This window comes from Bacillus sp. ISL-7 (assembly GCF_018613065.1).
Genome location: NZ_JAGGQW010000027.1, coordinates 22,899 through 38,085 on the forward strand (window position 1 = coordinate 22,899; position 15,187 = coordinate 38,085).

General features: G+C 33.8%; 23 protein-coding genes. 19 read left to right on the forward strand and 4 right to left on the reverse strand.

Translation table 11 applies throughout. The features are described from left to right. Positions 1-44 precede the first annotated feature (44 nt). Entirely contained in the window at positions 45-743 is a 699-nt protein-coding gene (locus J7E66_RS08245) for a hypothetical protein (RefSeq protein ID WP_214999070.1), read from the reverse strand. A gap of 760 nt (positions 744-1,503) precedes the next feature. Here J7E66_RS08245 and J7E66_RS08250 point away from each other — a divergent pair. The 5 genes from J7E66_RS08250 to J7E66_RS08270 all read left to right on the forward strand — a co-directional run bounded on the left by J7E66_RS08250 (position 1,504) and on the right by J7E66_RS08270 (position 7,530). After that, positions 1,504-2,226 carry a hypothetical protein gene (locus J7E66_RS08250; protein ID WP_214999071.1) on the forward strand — a complete coding sequence of 241 codons (723 nt, stop codon included), beginning with the start codon at positions 1,504-1,506 and terminating at the stop codon, positions 2,224-2,226. 136 nt (positions 2,227-2,362) lie between these two features. Then, entirely contained in the window at positions 2,363-2,677 is a 315-nt protein-coding gene (locus J7E66_RS08255; protein WP_214999080.1) for a YolD-like family protein, read from the forward strand. A 36-nt stretch (positions 2,678-2,713) separates the two neighbouring features. Then, positions 2,714-3,115 carry a hypothetical protein gene (locus J7E66_RS08260; RefSeq protein ID WP_214999082.1) on the forward strand — a complete coding sequence of 134 codons (402 nt, stop codon included), beginning with the start codon at positions 2,714-2,716 and terminating at the stop codon, positions 3,113-3,115. Between the two features lie 468 nt (positions 3,116-3,583). Next, positions 3,584-5,698 (forward strand): ATP-dependent nuclease, encoded by a 2,115-nt coding sequence (locus tag J7E66_RS08265; RefSeq protein ID WP_214999084.1) that lies wholly within the window; start codon positions 3,584-3,586, stop codon positions 5,696-5,698. Next, complete coding sequence (locus J7E66_RS08270) at positions 5,695-7,530, forward strand: UvrD-helicase domain-containing protein (RefSeq protein ID WP_214999086.1); 1,836 nt, start codon at positions 5,695-5,697, stop codon at positions 7,528-7,530. Before J7E66_RS08265 ends, J7E66_RS08270 begins: the two co-directional genes overlap by 4 nt. Before the next feature lie 583 nt (positions 7,531-8,113). On the opposite strand, the gene J7E66_RS08275 is transcribed toward J7E66_RS08270, so the two are convergent. From J7E66_RS08275 to J7E66_RS08285, 3 genes are all read right to left on the reverse strand, one after another. Next, positions 8,114-8,455, reverse strand: coding sequence for a hypothetical protein (locus J7E66_RS08275; protein ID WP_214999088.1), 342 nt, complete (start codon positions 8,453-8,455; stop codon positions 8,114-8,116). Positions 8,456-8,684: 229 nt separating this feature from the next. Further along, positions 8,685-8,972 carry a hypothetical protein gene (locus J7E66_RS08280; RefSeq protein WP_214999090.1) on the reverse strand — a complete coding sequence of 96 codons (288 nt, stop codon included), beginning with the start codon at positions 8,970-8,972 and terminating at the stop codon, positions 8,685-8,687. A gap of 67 nt (positions 8,973-9,039) precedes the next feature. Beyond that, entirely contained in the window at positions 9,040-9,249 is a 210-nt protein-coding gene (locus J7E66_RS08285; RefSeq protein WP_214999092.1) for a ribbon-helix-helix domain-containing protein, read from the reverse strand. A gap of 251 nt (positions 9,250-9,500) precedes the next feature. Between J7E66_RS08285 and J7E66_RS08290 the strand changes: the two genes are divergently transcribed. The 14 genes from J7E66_RS08290 to J7E66_RS08355 all read left to right on the forward strand — a co-directional run bounded on the left by J7E66_RS08290 (position 9,501) and on the right by J7E66_RS08355 (position 14,979). Further along, positions 9,501-9,815 (forward strand): hypothetical protein, encoded by a 315-nt coding sequence (locus J7E66_RS08290; RefSeq protein WP_214999094.1) that lies wholly within the window; start codon positions 9,501-9,503, stop codon positions 9,813-9,815. A 22-nt stretch (positions 9,816-9,837) separates the two neighbouring features. After that, positions 9,838-10,179, forward strand: a complete 342-nt coding sequence (locus J7E66_RS08295; RefSeq protein ID WP_214999096.1) for a YolD-like family protein — start codon at positions 9,838-9,840, stop codon at positions 10,177-10,179. A 74-nt stretch (positions 10,180-10,253) separates the two neighbouring features. Further along, positions 10,254-10,427, forward strand: coding sequence for a hypothetical protein (locus J7E66_RS08300; protein WP_214999097.1), 174 nt, complete (start codon positions 10,254-10,256; stop codon positions 10,425-10,427). Positions 10,428-10,811: 384 nt separating this feature from the next. Beyond that, positions 10,812-10,997: a hypothetical protein gene (locus J7E66_RS08305; protein ID WP_214999099.1), complete on the forward strand. Its 186-nt coding sequence runs from the start codon at positions 10,812-10,814 to the stop codon at positions 10,995-10,997. A 317-nt stretch (positions 10,998-11,314) separates the two neighbouring features. Next, positions 11,315-11,869, forward strand: a complete 555-nt coding sequence (locus J7E66_RS08310) for a hypothetical protein (protein ID WP_214999101.1) — start codon at positions 11,315-11,317, stop codon at positions 11,867-11,869. Positions 11,870-12,055: 186 nt separating this feature from the next. After that, a complete protein-coding gene (locus tag J7E66_RS08315; RefSeq protein WP_214999103.1) occupies positions 12,056-12,433 on the forward strand; it encodes a hypothetical protein in 378 nt (125 codons plus the stop codon). 131 nt (positions 12,434-12,564) lie between these two features. Next, a complete protein-coding gene (locus J7E66_RS08320) occupies positions 12,565-12,822 on the forward strand; it encodes a hypothetical protein (RefSeq protein ID WP_214999105.1) in 258 nt (85 codons plus the stop codon). A gap of 41 nt (positions 12,823-12,863) precedes the next feature. Then, positions 12,864-13,016 (forward strand): hypothetical protein, encoded by a 153-nt coding sequence (locus J7E66_RS08325; protein ID WP_214999107.1) that lies wholly within the window; start codon positions 12,864-12,866, stop codon positions 13,014-13,016. Continuing rightward, on the forward strand, positions 13,013-13,429 hold the full coding sequence (locus J7E66_RS08330) for a hypothetical protein (RefSeq protein ID WP_214999109.1): 417 nt from the start codon (positions 13,013-13,015) through the stop codon (positions 13,427-13,429). The genes J7E66_RS08325 and J7E66_RS08330 overlap by 4 nt, the downstream gene beginning before the upstream one ends. After that, positions 13,426-13,659: a hypothetical protein gene (locus J7E66_RS08335; RefSeq protein ID WP_214999111.1), complete on the forward strand. Its 234-nt coding sequence runs from the start codon at positions 13,426-13,428 to the stop codon at positions 13,657-13,659. The genes J7E66_RS08330 and J7E66_RS08335 overlap by 4 nt, the downstream gene beginning before the upstream one ends. After that, positions 13,656-13,910, forward strand: coding sequence for a hypothetical protein (locus tag J7E66_RS08340; RefSeq protein WP_214999113.1), 255 nt, complete (start codon positions 13,656-13,658; stop codon positions 13,908-13,910). Before J7E66_RS08335 ends, J7E66_RS08340 begins: the two co-directional genes overlap by 4 nt. Then, positions 13,867-14,451 carry a hypothetical protein gene (locus J7E66_RS08345; protein ID WP_214999115.1) on the forward strand — a complete coding sequence of 195 codons (585 nt, stop codon included), beginning with the start codon at positions 13,867-13,869 and terminating at the stop codon, positions 14,449-14,451. Before J7E66_RS08340 ends, J7E66_RS08345 begins: the two co-directional genes overlap by 44 nt. After that, complete coding sequence (locus J7E66_RS08350) at positions 14,444-14,746, forward strand: hypothetical protein (RefSeq protein ID WP_214999117.1); 303 nt, start codon at positions 14,444-14,446, stop codon at positions 14,744-14,746. The genes J7E66_RS08345 and J7E66_RS08350 overlap by 8 nt, the downstream gene beginning before the upstream one ends. 2 nt (positions 14,747-14,748) lie before the next feature. Then, positions 14,749-14,979, forward strand: a complete 231-nt coding sequence (locus J7E66_RS08355) for a hypothetical protein (protein ID WP_214999119.1) — start codon at positions 14,749-14,751, stop codon at positions 14,977-14,979. Positions 14,980-15,187 lie beyond the last annotated feature (208 nt).

The following is a 15,187-nucleotide window of genomic DNA, read 5'->3' on the forward strand; positions in this document are numbered from 1 at the left end:
AAAAATTTTTAGACGTGACAAAAAGGGTAAAGTTTTTCCCTTTTTTAGTTATTGCTTGACAAACATTTGGTAATTTTTGCAATTTCTATTGATAATTTTTTATCAAGTTCCAATCGAGCATTTTCATCTGATGTTTGATTTGGTATATATTTTTGTAATCTGTTTATTAGTGCATTTAACAGAATTCTCAAATCTTTCTCAATATAAGTATCTTTTGCTGCGATATTGTCAATGTCTCGATAGAGGTCATGTAAGTTTGGGTCGTTGTCAAATGCATAATTTATAATCCTTATAGGGCCTAAAATCTGATCCCTGTGAACGTTAAATTCTTGTTCCAAGAATACAATCAATTCAGCTTTTATACTTTTTGTTTTTTTTCCACTAATCTGCTTCTTTATTGCATCGGCCGTGTACCCCATAGCATCGCCAATCTTTTGATATATTTCTTTTTTACTTTTTACATCTAACCGATCTTTTAAATTTGTTATCACTACCCCCGTACGCCAATAAATCTCATCCATAAGATAAGCTAGTGGTTGTCTAAATTCCTTTGGATCTGAAACCTCCCATCTCGTAGGTTTTTTTAAATATCTATTTGCAATCTTATGCTCTACACCCCCAACCGTTTTTACCTCTATTACAAGTTGTTCATCTCCATGGAGAGTCAATGAGTCAATTAATGATTTTTCCAACCATTTATAAAATTTGGGGTCAATTACCGTCCCAAATAATTCATCATCCACAGCAAGGGATAACATATGTTTGCGAATATAAGTAAAGGCATCTTTTTTTCTTTTTTACACTTAAAGCCTCAAATTTCTTACAAAAATCTTTTAGTTCTGAATCATTTGACTTCATTCTCTTGCCCCCAAAGAAACTTTTACGTTATTTTTTGTTACCGAAAGGGGATTATTCAAAAACAGGTATACGAGGTATTTAATTTGGAAATGTTCATTTTAAAATTTCTCGAAGTAATTGCAGTTGCAAATGACAAACTTAAAAATACATGTCAAATGAAAAATAAAGAAGGGAGAAACTTTACCTTTTTTGAATTGCCTCATAAAATTTTTAAAACCCAAAAGTTATTTTAAATGTTTAATAATAAGCCTAATCTACGAACTTTTTTATTTAAATTAAGGATAAATGCAGTTAATGGTAGTAGCATTTTTTCTATTCGCTTATGATAAAATACGAAACATCCGATTTCCTGGGAGGGAAAACATCGATGGTAATATCATTTTAAGCATTGGCGTGCGGAAGGGGATGTCCAAGTATAGCCGACGTAAGAATGGGGGTGGGGGAAAGATATGTATCCGTCATTGGTCTTTGGTTTTTATATTTATAAATTTATTACGGATAAGAACAGTGCCTTGTGGATTCTTGGTATTATATTTTTCAGAAAATTCCTTCAACTTTGTTGAAAAGGAAAATAATATTGTTTATAATAAAAGGCAAACTAATGTTACAGAACAAGTGTTCGAAATTTAATAAGGAGGGCTTTTTATGGAAAATCAAAACTCAAAATCTAAAAATCAACCAGAAAATGATGAGAATATTATCTTGGATGAGATTCAAAGACCTGTCCGAAGTAGTAGAAGTAACACAGCAAGAGCTTATGTTCCAAAGTCTAAGGTAACAAGCAAAAATGACTTTTTAAGGGAAATTCCCGCTAAAGTCATTTGGAGATTGCTAGAATTAAGCGAATTACATTGTCCCGAATCTTCGTTCGCTATTTGTTTACAAGCTACTTATGCCATTCGAACTAATGATGTTTGTAATCTTAGACAAGCTAATTTTGGTGGATTTAAATATTCAACTGATGAGGGAAAAATGGGAGGTATTACAATTAGTATAGGATATAAACACCAGTGTAAACAAATTGATTATGAAAAGTTTTTATCAATATTAGAGTATTACCGTAAACGTCATTTTGAAAGACTAAAGTCGAATAATATGCAAGGGCCATCCCTTCCGTTATTTGTTAATGCAAAGGGAAAGCCGTTAACTGTCGAGAGTTATCGTAGGAAGTTTGAGAAGTTAGTCTCTTTCCTTATTAAAGATTTAATAGATTCAAATGAGTTAGAGTTGGCTGAACTCCTTTCAAGAAATAAGTTTACTCCCAATTCATTAAGGGTCTGGTTAACCTTTCAACTATTACTTAATGGTGAAACCGCACATAATATTCCCAATGTATCGAGTTCATCAAAGTTTAGATACAGTTTTTAAAATTTATTAAAAACATGGAAAAAGGTAGGGGAGAAAGTTCCTTACCTTTTTATCAACATGTTTCACTTGGAACATATGTTCACTTTTGTGGAAAAAATAAGGTTTTAAAAATCTTAAAGCAAGGAAGATGGGGAAATTGTCTATTAAAAATCACGGGAATAAGAAGTGGACATCCTTCATCTTCATTCCTGACCATACACAAATATTTGGGCCCAGATCCATCTTGAAAGAAACAAAAATGAAAGAAATGGATTCTTTATTTAAGCTAAGCCTTTTATTTGGCACTTGGCTTGAAGTCACTACCTTAATAAACGGTTTTACGACCAAAATAAATTGCCAAATCAAACGTATCATTGAGGCAAACCAATCCATTATAGTCAATGACGAACATGAATCCACATTAACCATTGAATTGGAAACAATCACAAATGTTATTGCATTGAAACTGTAAAGAAACCAACTAAAATATTGAATAGGAGAAAGAAGAGTGAAAGTTAAACAAAAAAAACAATACCTTCCCGAAGCTTTTGTTCTAGATAAGCTGCTGGGAAAACGAAAAGTTCGTGTGGGAGTTCTCGGAGGAATGGACTCTGTAGAAGCTATAGAATTAGCCTTCAATTTAAAAAACGATGATTCAACAATTGTTTTCTTACTATTTGATACTGGTTATCAAGCGTATTTTTGGGGTATTGAATTTACATTTAAAGGAATCGGAAATGTTGAACCAGAAGGTGATTTTATGAATGAGTTCTATGAAAAAAGTGCGAAAACCGAACGTTCAATTTTAGAACAAGCATTGGTCATCCTTAAAGATTATAAGGGGTATAAAAAATATCAGAAATCAATTGAGGGAAATTTAAGAAATACGATAAAACTGCATTCTAAATGAAAACAAGGTGCTACGGACTTGCTAGTTTTATAAAAGGGAGAAAATAAATTTATGTAACTAGAAGCATAATTTTGCCATATTGGCAAGTTATGCTTTTTTTGAGAATTTTTTTATGAAATCTACAACATTGCTAAGAAACTTATTAACGAATATAGGTAAACCTCAAAAAATTGTATGCTTATACCGTCAAGGGTGAATATTGAATTTCGTTATTTAGGTGTCCGAAAAGTAGCTGTTCACTTGTCAAAAATAGACCATTCTAATAAACGTTTTCAACAACTAAGAGTATTTTTTTTATTAAGCTGGAGGTAAGGTCCTAATTTGAACCATAAATTCTAATCCATCAGTATAAAAAACTCTGACTTATGGATTATATATTTAAATGGTAAATTATGAGTGATATGATAGATTCTAGAAGTTATTAGTTTTTGAAAATACTGATAAAGCAATAAGAAGGAGATTGTTTAAATGTATTTAAAAAGTATCAGTTTAACAAATTTTAGACAGTTTGGAATGATGGAAGATGGAAAACCAGCTATTACGGTTTTCTTTAACCCCAATTTCAATGTTTTAGTAGGCGAAAATGATGCTGGTAAAACAGCGATCATAGATGCTATTAGGTACTTATTAGGAAGTGTTAGTGATGAGTTTGAAAAAATAACTCAAGAAGATTTTTTTTGTTTTTCAAAGGATACTTATAGCGATTTCTTTTATATTGAAGGTATATTTTCAAACCTATCTGATTATGAGGCGGGATCTTTTCTTGAATGGTTGTCCTTTGATGATAATAATGATTACCAGTTGAGAGTCTCCCTACGAGTTGAAAAAAAGAGAAATGAAAATGGTCAAGAATACATTGATAGAAAAGTCCAGGCAGGGGATAAGAGTTTTGAGAGTAGATTAGATAACCATGCTAAAAATTTGCTAAAAACCACTTATTTGAAGCCATTGAGAGATGCAAGTAATGAATTGAAACCAGGTTTTCGTTCTAGACTGGCTCAAATCCTTAAAGCCCATCCTGCGTTTAAAAACTCGGATAATGATAACGTGCATAAACTTGTAGAAGCAATGGAGGAAGCCAACAACAAAATTGAAAACTATTTCGAAGAGGAATATGTAGACGGACGTTCATTAGTTAAAGATATAGAGAAATTATTAAGTGATTTTTATGACACCGCTGATCAAAGTAAATCAAAGTCAAAATTTTCAGTATCTAGTACAGATTTATCTTCAATATTAAGAAAATTAAGTCTTGATACAGAAGATGTAAATTTAGGATTGGGAAACTTAAATTTGCTATTTATCGCTACAGAATTGTTGCTAGTAAACAATTCTCCCGAAGGCAAAAACATAATTGGTCCACAAATTACCTTAATTGAAGAGATAGAAGCTCATTTACATACTCAAGCACAAATAAGGCTCATTAAATATTTGGAAGAAGAGCTTGAAAGAACAAATAATCAGAGCCAGTTTATCCTTTCATCCCATAGTCCAAACCTTGTAGCATCCATTGATCCAAAAAACGTTATTCTGATGCATCAAAAGTTTGCTTATCCATTGAGAGAAGGATTTACAAGGCTAGATAATGAAGATTATGCTTTTCTTGAGAGATTCCTTGACTCTACAAAAAGTAATTTATTTTTTGCAAAAGGTGTCATTTTTGTAGAGGGTGACTCAGAAATGCTCTTATTACCAGCACTAGCTAATTTAGTTGGATACCCCCTTCATAAATATGGAATATCACTGGTGAATATTAGAGGGACTTCTTTTGAACGTTATATTAAACTATTTTCCAGATCAGATTTATGGTTAAGAGAAATAAGATACCCTTCAATTAATATGCCATTATCAATTATTACCGATTTAGATGTTAAGCCTTGGATTTATTATAATTATGAAGGGAAAACTAAATCTATATATTCAATATTAAATGAGGATGAGTTAACTCGTGTTCTCGATTTGTGCGAGGAAAATACTGAGGATATAACTTTGGACCTAATAGGTAATGAGTATTCTACAGTAAAAAAATTAGCTGCTGACTTTGGATTTACACTGAATGACTCCAATCAAGAGCCAATTTCGCAAATTCTTAAAAAGGATATTACGGAAGAGTACATATCGTCTATTTCCCAACAAAAAAATCTTAATTTAGAAATGAAATATTCGGAGTATGATGCAAATTTGAAAATTAGTATCGCACCAGATTGGACTTTGGAATATAGTTTGGCATTAAGTGCATTAGCACCTTTACTTTTAGAAGCAATACATGAAGTAAGATATAAAAATCCTTATACAGGTAAACCCCAAAAAACATTTGAGGAACTGAAACAACAATTGAGTGCAGACACTAATCAGGATGAAACTGTAGCTTACAAGATTTTTAAGCCAGTAAATGACAAAATTGTTTCCAAGGCGGAAGTGGCACAACTTCTTGCTATTAAAATAAATGAAATTATGAAAGACGAAGAAAAAAGTAAAGAGTTGAGAGATACAGTCATGAGTGATCAAAAGCTAAAGTATCTTGTCGATGCTATAATCCATGCTTCAATGGTTACTAAAGTTTTGGAGGAGGTTAATTTATGACTGTAGAGAATCAACTTGCATTAATAACATCTAAACTTTTACCTGATGGATTTGATTTTTTTGATCAACAAAAAGAAGCAATACTCGCTGATGGGTCTGTTAATGTTGTTGCAGGGCCAGGAACAGGTAAGACCACTGTTTTAATAGCAAAACTTGCGTTACTACTACAACAAAATCCAGATATTAACCAGGGAATATGCCTTATCACACATACCAATGTGGCAGTGGACGAAATAAAAAATGGGTTAAAAAAAATTGGGATTTCAAATGTTGAGTATCCTAATTTCATAGGGACCATTCAAGATTTCTTTAATACTTTTTTTGCAAAAAAGGCGTTTCATATTATTCATGGGGATAAAATTTTTAGAGCAGTAGATGACGATGAATATAAAAAGAAATTTGATGATATTTTTGAACTACTTAAACCAGAATGGTATAACCACAGGCCTCCAAATATTAGAAAAGCCTCTCCAAAGATCGTAATCTCTGATGACTTGTCATTTTCTGTGTTTAGCAATGCTAACCACAGATATAAACAAGCCTTTGAAAACAGTATCAAAAGGCTTTTCAATATGGGAATTTTAAATAATGAACAGTGTCTTGAACTTAGTAATTGGTATATTGAAAGATTTGAGGAACCAATACGGAATGCAATCATAGGTCGGTTCAAATACGTCCTTTTGGATGAAGCCCAAGATACAGGTCCATTACAATATAATCTGTTAAATAAACTTTTTTCGAATAAAAAAGTTTCCTTTCAAAAATTTGGAGACCCCTATCAGGCTTTATACACTATTTTTGAAGGTAATAACGATGCGTGGATACCAATAAGGGAAAGTGAAATTCTCTATAAAGAAATTTCTAAAACATCAAGATTTGGACAAAACATTTCAAATATGCTCAAAAATGTCTGTATTGAGAAATATGATACCTTTGAATCATTAAAAGTTGTTGAATCATTTGCTCCGCATTTTATTATTTATGAAAACGAGGAAGAATTACTTCAACAGTATCGAGAATTGATCAAGGTATGTGAACAGGAATCAGAATCCTTTTTTCGCTCCACAAAAAAAGATGCTATAGTTTCATTTTTACACGACGATTTAGAACATCTATTTTCTGCATATAAGAGACCGTCAATTAAGTCTAAAAAAGACGAAGGACAAATAAAAAAAATCTACAATTTTTTAATGGGTTTACTATCGAAGGAATTGGATACTCCTTTTAAACAAATGAAGGAAAATTGTGATACAAATTTAGATTGTAAGGTGAAATTAAGCAACTGTATTATAGAATTAATTAAGAAAGAGCCTTTAATAGATTTGGTCATTTTTAATCTCGAAAATGTTATTGCAGTCCTGACGAGTAACAGTGTAGTTGAATTTTCAATTATAGATATACACTCACAGTTAAAATCTTTCCATCGAACATTGTCTACTCAGGAAATAAAAAGAATTCCTGAAGGCGAACCTGAATTTTATATTGGTACTATCCATTCAGTAAAAGGCGAGAAACATCGTTCAACGATGTTAGTGATAGATACAATATTTAGGGACTACACCACAGCTCCGCCAACTGAATATTGGATGTTTGACCTACTTAAAGAGTATTTTGCTGGAAATTATACTATCCCAGCCATGATACCAGACAGGTTAGAAAGTAATGAGACTATAAAGTCTTTGAAATTGGCCTATGTGGCATTGAGCAGACCTACACATCTAACTGTAATTGCTATTCCAGCTAGTTTAATATCTAAGGAAGATGATATTTTTCAGCGGTTGGACAATAATGGGTGGCAAAGATTTGAACAAAAAGCGGGTTCATATGTTTAAATAAATTGAACATGAAGCGATTATCGCAAGAAGTCGTTTCTTTGAGGAAATCGTTGTATTTAACGGTCAGTTGGATAATCCCATTAACTTTTTTGATGATTCATATTTGTCCGAACCTTTTCAACTACATGGTTATACAGTAAAAAATAGCGAATGAGTGACCAACATAACTTTAAAGCAGCCTTTTAATAGACGGCTTTTAGGAATGATTAGGCATCGGTAAACGCTGATGCCTTTTATTTCGCAATTTTTTTATGTTTCACGTGGAACATATGTTCTTGTCGTTGGTACTCTGTTAGTCTATCAGTTGGTGTCAAAGGAACTTACAATAGAATCATTGTAAAAATATAGTAAAATTGTTTTATGTTTGAAAGGACATTCCTTTCAAAACGGGTAAAAGAAATCCTTTTCGAAACGGAAGCACTAATACAACAAAACCCCTGATTCCTTGGTAAGTCAGGAGTTTTTTACGTTCTTATTAGAATTGTTCCAAATGCATGCTGTAACAAGTCCTATTTTGGTGTTTTTCTAAGAAACTCCCATCAAGAGAACCCGTTACTATGTTTTGCGTGGCACTTTCGTTTTAAATACCGTTTAGCAAACTATCATCACCTGAGAATAAAACATAAGCATCAAACATTTTTTCAGCCCATTCCTCGTTATGATGATCAAATGACCAATGCAGAGTACCTAGGCATATGTTTAATTGTTTTTTCATGTTTCGAGCATTAATGTATCGATTATTACCGCAAATCGAAAGAAATAAGTCATTAACACTGGTCCAATGCATCATTTGATCTCTCTTAATATTATTATTGGCTCTGCCCATGATTACCTTTAGATCACTGTATGGAATATCGCCATGAAATAATGCATTTGCAATGTAACCTAAAGCTTGCTTTTTCGAATAAATTTGTTCACTCACAACACATCGAACTCCTTATAATATACTGGACACCCAATGATGTAATGAGCTGTGATGTCACGTCCGCAAATGAGAAGTAATTAATCGTCTGATGATTTTCTCTTCCTGATATTTTTGTATGAAAAAAAACCCTTGCTTATACCAGTTTACAAGGATTAATAATAAAAATTTGGCTATTAAAAGTATTTATGACAATTAAAAAGGAACTCTTTGTCAATCCAGCTTTGCTCTAATCAAAGGGGAGTGGAGTTAAAGCTGTTTCAATATCCCCATTCTCATCAATATAAAATCGAATATTCATAGCTTCTTTGCCATCAAAAAATGTCAATATAATGGACTTATTTTCAACATAAAAAGATACTACTTCATTTCCTTCTTTAATCAATTGAAAGATATTATTTTCTGTCTGTGAATAAGGCTTATCAAGGAGTTCCGCTAATTCAGCTTTTAAGGGCAGACCATGAAATTTTAACGTTCGGTAGCTCTCTATACTAGTTACTTTTTTATCATTACTCATTTAACTATCCCCGCTTTGAAAATAGGTAAGGAACATTTTATTTTCCTTACCCGTTATTAATTCCATATTAACTTAAGCGATCATTCACTTCATTCTTAATTTTTTGCAACTCCTCAAAAATTGAAGCCCCATTTTCTTCGTAATCCGCCACTAGATGACAAATCGCCATTAGGCTTAATTGATTCATTGAATAGCCTGTTTCATCGTGCAGATCTCGGAGTCTATCTTTTAACTTTGGAGGAAGATAAATTCCAAACCTTTCCCGATTATCCGTCAATATTCATCACCCTCTAGGCCTTTATTTATATGAAATTTCTTACTAATATCATAGCACAAACATACGTTCTGTATCAATAAAATTCCATTCGTTATTGCAGGCCAGCCAATCTATTAAACGCAAAATAACACTATTTAGTGCTATGTACGAGGAACGTACGTTCTTATAAAATGAAAGCAAGGAAGCATCCTTTAATAGAAAGGGGGACAAAAGAAATCGAGACTGAAAACCATTTTTTAAAATTTTCATCTATGAAGCCATATCAAAACCATGACAGTAGAGGCCTTTATATTTGGGGCCTTTACGGAGAAAAGGAAGACGAAGATTACATTTACTTCTTTTTTCTTAAAGTCACAAAAGAATTTGAAGTTCGAAATAAGGAATGTTTAAAGAGAAGAAGCGATGAATGGTTGGATAGTCGAGGAAAGAGAGTTGATCAGGCAACGATTTTCATAACGATGAATGAAGAAATATTATTGGCCATTCGAAATTGGTATTTTAATAACCTTGAACGAATCAAACAACTATTTTTTGTAAGGAATAATGCCAACCAATTTATTCATTAGTTAAAGGAGGAGCAAAACAACGATGATAAGGGATCGAGGAACAAAAAAATGGACAGCCTCTTTTATGATGCCTGAACACATCCGTGAATTAAAGAAAATGATGAACGAGGCAAACAAGCAACCCCGTCCTATCCTGGATGAAATGGAGATTGAAGAAATGGAACGATTGCTGCAAAAAAGCCTTATGCAAGGCACTTTGCTTCAAGTTACTACTTGGAAAGGTGGATTTTTTAATAAAAAGGTTTGTCAGGTCGTTCAAATTGATTTAGTGGCTAAAACAATTGCTTTTCAAGATAAGCTGCAATCCAAATTTAAAACTCCATTTTTTAATATTACTAGTGTTACAGAAGTGAATTCCTATTAATTGCATACAAAAGTCTAGAACATATAAAAAAACGCTCATTTTACCTTTGGCCTTTACATGGAGGTTTATGTAGGATGGAAAAGTGCGAAGTCATTTTTACGCCTCAAGAAGCACTGTTATATAAAGGACTCATAAAACAGCTGAGTGAAGCAAACTCGTATCTTGAAATAAAAATGTACCAAAACAAAATTGAGGACCTCCTTGATAAGGGAAGACTCCGAGTATTAACAAAGGAATTGAAGAGGTGAGTTCTTATACCATCTCAAATTGTTATATTTGCATCTTATATCATCCTTGGACTTGCTTTTGGTTATGAACTAATCGTAGAACTTGATGAGGAAATAGAAAAAGGGACCGAAGAAATTATTCATGAATTTGAAAGGTTATTAGAGGTTTGTGAACCGATTGGTGGTTATAAAGTCATTATTCCTTACTGCTGATTGTGTGTGGGATTTTTTGGCTCCCAATCATTCTTACCGTATATTTTCGAAAATGGTTTAGAAAAAAGAAAAAGTGAGTGTAGTAATATGTTAGCACTAACAATCATTAGTGTACTAGTCGCTGTTGGTTTTATTTTTATTATCTCTGTAATTGCATTAGTTCTCACTATAAAAAATTTCAGGAGGTAAGTCATGGGTAAAGAATGGGATGAAATAAGATTGAAAATGATGATGCAAAGGCATGAACATATGATCGAACTTATGAGGTTATCGGCTATTTCAGCAACCCTTCAATATAAGCATATAACGAGCGTAGAAAAGCTTAAATTCATTGAAGAATTTACTAAAGAAATCCCCAAAAATAAGACTAAGAGTTAACCAATGGGATGGAGTCTGTAACATTATGCCCCAAGACTTCATCCTTTGTTCTGGAGGGAAGGTGGAACCGCTAGATACTTTTATCAATTGGTTAAGAGTCTTATTTTTAGTTATGACTCTAGGCGATACGATCGTGAGTGTACGTAAATATAGGAAAACCAAAAGAAGTACTCAAATTAGTGGAATTGAATACCGAAGAGTACTTCGAGATTTAATATTTAATAACGTATTAATCTTACTGATGTTTTTAACAATAGTTTGGGAGGATTGGTTTAAATGACCATCTTTAATAAAAAAATTGAGGAGGAAAACAAAACGTGGGGACATTTTATACAATAGGAATCATTAACAAATTCGGTGCTCAGGCAACCAAAGGGCCAACAAAATGGAGTCGTGAAAATCTAGCATTAACTGAAGTAGAGTGGAAGGAAGCATTGGATAAACGAATTGATACGTCTATTTTCAATTTGGAATTACAGGAAGACGGTACAATCAAAGGCTTCCTTAAAAATGACATATTCAAGGAAAATATCAAGGGATTCTATGAGATCTTGCGGGAAATCCTAGGTGAGCACAGAAACGGTAACTTCGATTATTACGAAAAAGGCATGTCCGAAGATGGAGAACTCCACGATATAAACGTTAAAGACGAAGATGACGGGTATTCGTACGAGTGGGCTGATGATTTAAGGATATTGGACAAGGATGGGGTGGAAATTCGAATAGAATGCGAGTTTATTATGTTGTTCCTGGAAGGGAAAGTTCTGGTCGAGGAGTTCTACACGGATCCTGTGCTGATCAACTATTTGTTCCGCAACTGCAAGATTGACAATCCATTGGCTGGTGCAGTTATCAGTGCCGTGGTTGGGTAATGAGTGTAATTAGTAACCGTTCTTTTATGATGAAATAGTAAAAATCATCGGCCAGACTGGCGAATTCGCTATGGAAGAGGCTCGGAAGCATGGCACTTATATCGTTTACAAGAATAAGGAAGGCGATATTGTTGGTAAATATCCAGATGGCCAAATAAAGAAAAAAGAAAGCGAGTGCGATGATTAATGGGTTTTTACACCGAAGCACGAACCAAAGAAGGTAGATTGATTGGCAGTAAGAGTTTTCAGGTCTGGAATCCGAATGTGGAACATTTCTACAAGTCGCTGGGATTGGAAAATCCTTACGGTCAGTACAGCGGAGATAAAGGTGATATATCATTTACAGCAGAACAATTAGCATCCGCTATGCAGTATATTGAAAGCCTAGAATTTTATAGCGAGCCAATAATAGAAAAACTCGATCCGATTGTTGGCATGCTTACCATTGCTGGAGGAGGCCAAAAGCTTGATGCAAAAGCCGAAAAAGAGCGAACTCTTGAGTTCTTAGATGTTTGTGCAGCAGTGGCTCTTAAAGATGGGAGCGTCATCCTAAATATGGGTTAGGAGGACAGTAATGTATTAGAAGACTTACTTTCAAATGATAATGAGCAGAATATGGGATTTTGATGACGCTATGCAACCGAAAGAACATTGGTGGTGGTATTTAAGTAAGTGTGTCAAAAAGGAGGACGATAATGAGCATTGAAATTCATAAAGAACGGAGAAGAATAGCATACCGTTTATGTGGCTGTTTCACACCTTTAGAAGTAATCGCCTACGTTACAAAATTACCGCTTCCCGATGTTATAGAGATAGACAATAAACGAACCTCATATTACAACCAGTTAATTAAACAGAGAATGAATTTTGTTACAGACGTAGATAAGTTATTTGCGAAACTTGAACTGGATGACATTGAAAAGGAGGACGGTAATGAACAGGGACAGAATTGAAGGTTTTTATATTAAATTGCGAAAACACTTGGAGGACGACAATGGACGATAAAGAATTAAAATGGTTGCAAGAAACGGCAAAAAAGTTAAATGACGAAAAGATTCGCAATGAGTATGAAGAAATGGTTAAGAATAGACCTGAAATAGCCAAGCATTTTGCCAGCATTATTAATCCGAGGCGTGATCATAAATGACTGACGAGGAATTTTCCATATTTGAAAAGGTGATGCGGGAAATACACAACCATTGGGGATTTAGCGATATACGAACAGAGAGCGAAATAAGCGATTATCGTAGAGGTTATGAGCAAATTAAAGAAAGTCAATTACCGCCAGAAGAACAGCGATACCAGCGTGAATTAAAAAAGTTTATCGAAGAGTTAAATGGAATGTCTTCAACCACCTATTTAGCAGCTCGATTAAGTGTTATTCGTGATATTGAAGATTTAATAAAAACCGAAACTAATGAAAGGACGAAAAAAGGATTAGGTAAAATAGTCGATGAATTTTATCGCTTGGTAAAAGATGCGATGGTACCTAATGAATTGATGGAGCAAGCACGAAATAGAGTTAGCTTACCACCATTTAGAAAGGGAGATAACGAATGACTGATAAAAGGAACGGAGACATCACTAAACATCCGTTTTATATAAAGGATCCAGTCGCAAGGCAACGAGCACTCGACCAAGCTGTCGAAAGGGCGAAGGGAATTCTATTCCCATCGGAGCCATCGAAAGAAATCAAGTTCAAACGTGAAACACGGTTAGTATTTAACGGCGTGAAGGAGTTCAATAAATTTTATAAGGAATGGAAGAAAGAACAAAAGGTGAAGAAATGAGTGAACCGCATAATTATCAACTTAAATTAAGAACTGGTGATGAAGTTATTTTCACTGCTGATATTACAGCCGATGAAGTACAATCACTGCCTCGATTTGCTAATCAAGCCGAATTCTTTAAGTTTTTCACGGAAAGAACGAGACATAGTGAACTACCGTTTGTAATTATCAAAATCATTAAACCGCCGTTGGTAAAGGAGGACGATGATGAAAGCTGGGGACATTGTTGCAGCAATCGAATCAATGAATAATGGTGAACGGATTAGGACGTTAAAACTGTTGCACGAAACATATTTTTATAACAGGGATTTCCCTTCGGATTTGGAGGAAGAGGAAGAATTAATGGTTGAAGAAAGAGCAAAACTCCCCGAATCAGAATGGGTAGATCATGATCCGAACCGTTATAGTACGGTTGAGGAAGTGAAGGAACGGTTTTATCCGAACAATTACAAACCTATTAAACTCACGGGAAAAGACGCTCAAGATGTCATAGACGAGCTAAACGGTAAAGTGGTTCCAGAAGAAGAGAAAAAACGGATTAAGTTTCTTGATGATTGCAAAAAGTTGTATGAGAATCATGAACGCAAACGACTGTTAGGCCAAATTGTTCCCGAAGATTACCTAGACACTGATGAAGAAATAAGCAAAATGGCAGAGGAAGCCGCAGATGAAGAAGATTTTATTTTACCTCAAGCTCGTGAAAAATACATTGAACACTTCATTAGAGGTTATAAAGATTCTCAAGAAAAAACATTTAAACGATTAAAAGAATTGGAGAATAGCAATGAGTGACAGCCTAATTTATCGAATCGAAAAACTGATTATTGAAGAAATGAAAGGGATATGCGGCGATATTGAAGGCATTAATTGGGATGAAGTTCGCCTTAAAAATGATACCGACATTAATTGGCATAGCCCTGGGATGGATGTTTACTTTTACGTAGATAATGAACACCCAAATGAATATAAGTTTTGCCATGATTATAAGGAAGATCGGGGTCTGCTCTTAATTGAAAATAAGAGCCGAAAGCCAGTGAATTATAGAGAAATCAAAATATGGGGGACTTGGGAGGGTGACGATGTTTAGAAATGGACAAAGTAACCGATTGGGCATTTCTTCTATTTAACGAAACTACTGATGAAGAGGTAAAGGAAACTGCAATTAAGCTACTTGTGGGAGACTTATCGCTAAAAGAATTAATAAATATGGATAATATGAAGGTTCACTTTAGAGCTGTAAAGAAAAAACGGAGAAAAGGATGTATAAAATCAAAAGAACTTAATCAGTTTATCGAGGATCACTTATTACTAGGAGATTGAAGGATAACAGCCAGGTTATATACACTGGCTGTTTTATTGTTCCAAATAAGCGTGGTTCGCCACTCCACTTACTCACCATCAATTCTTTAAAGTTATTAAACAATTTTATTCCATCTGTTCATTAATTAACAAATTATAACTATTTAACAATTGTAAGTCTCACATTTATTTTTATACTTATAATTGAAGATTAAAAATATTTGGAAAG

What these genes read in the sequence shown, in the direction of transcription:
- J7E66_RS08250 (WP_214999071.1), top strand. Translation starts at nt 1,504, where the DNA reads ATGGAAAATCAAAACTCAAAATCTAAAAATCAACCAGAAAATGATGAG.
- J7E66_RS08265 (WP_214999084.1), top strand. Translation starts at nt 3,584, where the DNA reads ATGTATTTAAAAAGTATCAGTTTAACAAATTTTAGACAGTTTGGAATG.
- J7E66_RS08270 (WP_214999086.1), top strand. Translation starts at nt 5,695, where the DNA reads ATGACTGTAGAGAATCAACTTGCATTAATAACATCTAAACTTTTACCT.
- J7E66_RS08280 (WP_214999090.1), bottom strand. Translation starts at nt 8,972, where the DNA reads ATGAGTAATGATAAAAAAGTAACTAGTATAGAGAGCTACCGAACGTTA.
- J7E66_RS08290 (WP_214999094.1), top strand. Translation starts at nt 9,501, where the DNA reads ATGAAGCCATATCAAAACCATGACAGTAGAGGCCTTTATATTTGGGGC.
- J7E66_RS08295 (WP_214999096.1), top strand. Translation starts at nt 9,838, where the DNA reads ATGATAAGGGATCGAGGAACAAAAAAATGGACAGCCTCTTTTATGATG.
- J7E66_RS08300 (WP_214999097.1), top strand. Translation starts at nt 10,254, where the DNA reads ATGGAAAAGTGCGAAGTCATTTTTACGCCTCAAGAAGCACTGTTATAT.
- J7E66_RS08305 (WP_214999099.1), top strand. Translation starts at nt 10,812, where the DNA reads ATGGGTAAAGAATGGGATGAAATAAGATTGAAAATGATGATGCAAAGG.
- J7E66_RS08315 (WP_214999103.1), top strand. Translation starts at nt 12,056, where the DNA reads ATGGGTTTTTACACCGAAGCACGAACCAAAGAAGGTAGATTGATTGGC.
- J7E66_RS08320 (WP_214999105.1), top strand. Translation starts at nt 12,565, where the DNA reads ATGAGCATTGAAATTCATAAAGAACGGAGAAGAATAGCATACCGTTTA.
- J7E66_RS08325 (WP_214999107.1), top strand. Translation starts at nt 12,864, where the DNA reads ATGGACGATAAAGAATTAAAATGGTTGCAAGAAACGGCAAAAAAGTTA.
- J7E66_RS08330 (WP_214999109.1), top strand. Translation starts at nt 13,013, where the DNA reads ATGACTGACGAGGAATTTTCCATATTTGAAAAGGTGATGCGGGAAATA.
- J7E66_RS08335 (WP_214999111.1), top strand. Translation starts at nt 13,426, where the DNA reads ATGACTGATAAAAGGAACGGAGACATCACTAAACATCCGTTTTATATA.
- J7E66_RS08340 (WP_214999113.1), top strand. Translation starts at nt 13,656, where the DNA reads ATGAGTGAACCGCATAATTATCAACTTAAATTAAGAACTGGTGATGAA.
- J7E66_RS08345 (WP_214999115.1), top strand. Translation starts at nt 13,867, where the DNA reads ATGAAAGCTGGGGACATTGTTGCAGCAATCGAATCAATGAATAATGGT.
- J7E66_RS08350 (WP_214999117.1), top strand. Translation starts at nt 14,444, where the DNA reads ATGAGTGACAGCCTAATTTATCGAATCGAAAAACTGATTATTGAAGAA.
- J7E66_RS08355 (WP_214999119.1), top strand. Translation starts at nt 14,749, where the DNA reads ATGGACAAAGTAACCGATTGGGCATTTCTTCTATTTAACGAAACTACT.